Raw genomic sequence first — 1521 nt, forward strand, 5'->3', positions numbered from 1 at the left:
CAGACGCCGCAGGTGTGGCTGGATCATCAGGTGATGGAGGTTGATGGTGGGGTGTGGTTGTCGTGGGATGCGGTGGAGGGGTTGTTTGCGCCGGGTGTTTTGGATGGGATGTTTGGTGCGTATGTGGGGTTGTTGGAGTGGTTGGTGGAGGGGGATTGGGGTGGTGGTGTGCCTGGTCTTGTTCCGGAGTCGCAGGTGGTGGTGCGTGAGCGGGTGAATGCGGTGGTGGGTGGTGTTCCTGAGGGTTTGTTGTATGAGGGGTTTTTGGCGTGTGCGGTTGAGGAGCCGGATGCTGTTGCTTTGTTGTGGGGTGAGAGTGGGTTTGTGTCGTATGGGGTGTTGGCTGATCGTGTGTTGCGGTTGGGGGCGTGGTTGGTGGCTGAGGGTGTGGGTGTGGGGGATGCGGTGGCGGTGTCGTTGCCTAAGGGTCCGGATCAGGTGGTGGCGGTGTTGGGTGTGTTGGTTGCGGGTGGGGTGTATGTGCCGGTGGGGGTGGATCAGCCGGTGGTGCGTCGGGAGGCGATTTGTGCGCGGGCTGGTGTGAGGTTGACGTTGGGTGAGTTGCCGGAGTTGTCGGGGGTTGTTCCTCTTTCTGAGCCGGTGCGGGTGTCTTCGGATGATGCGGCGTATGTGATTTTCACGTCGGGTTCGACGGGGGAGCCGAAGGGTGTGGAGGTGTCGCATCGTGCGGCGTTGAATACGGTGGTGGAGGTGAATTCGCGGTTTGGTGTGGGTCGTGGTGATCGGGTGTTGGGTGTTTCGGCGTTGGATTTTGATTTGTCGGTGTGGGATATCTTTGGTTTGTTGTCGGTTGGTGGTGGTGTGGTTTTGGTGGGTGAGGAGGAGCGGCGTGATGCGGATGTGTGGTTGTCGTTGGTGGTGCGGCATGGGGTGAGTGTGTGGAATTCGGCGCCGGTGTTGTGTGACATGTTGGTTACGGCTGCGGAGGTTTCTGGTGGTTTGCCGCAGTCGTTGCGGTTGGCGTTGGTGTCGGGTGATTGGGTGCCGTTGGATTTGGGGGAGCGGTTGGCGGGGTTGGTGTCGGGGTGTCGGTTGGTGGCTTTGGGTGGGGCGACGGAGGCGGCGATTTGGTCGAATGCGTTTGAGGTGTCGGTGGTGGAGTCGGGGTGGTCTTCGGTTCCGTATGGTTTTCCGTTGGCGAATCAGTCGTATCGGGTGGTGGATTCGCGGGGTGGGGATTGTCCGGATTGGGTTCCGGGGGAGTTGTGGATTGGTGGTGCGGGTGTGGCTCGTGGTTATCGTAATGATCCTGAGCGTACGGCTGCGTCGTTTGTGGAGTATCAGGGTCGGCGGTGGTATCGGACCGGTGATCTGGGTCGGTATTGGCCTGATGGGACGCTGGAGTTTTTGGGGCGGGCGGATCAGCAGGTGAAGGTGCGTGGGCATCGGGTTGAGTTGGGTGAGATCGAGTCTGCGTTGGTCGGGCATCCGCGGGTGCGGTACGCGGTCGCGGCTGCGACCGGGCCTCGCAACCAACGCCGACTGACTGCCGCCCTCGTC

The 1521-nt window shown here is 61.1% G+C and carries 1 protein-coding gene; it reads left to right on the plus strand.

Going from position 1 to position 1521, the window contains the following annotated elements:
• Positions 1–1521 (plus strand): amino acid adenylation domain-containing protein (locus tag AN216_RS00460; RefSeq protein WP_139140826.1); only part of this gene is annotated, 1521 nt, incomplete at both ends.

The sequence above is a fragment of the Streptomyces oceani genome, assembly GCF_001751245.1.
GTDB classification, from domain to species: domain Bacteria; phylum Actinomycetota; class Actinomycetes; order Streptomycetales; family Streptomycetaceae; genus Streptomyces; species Streptomyces oceani.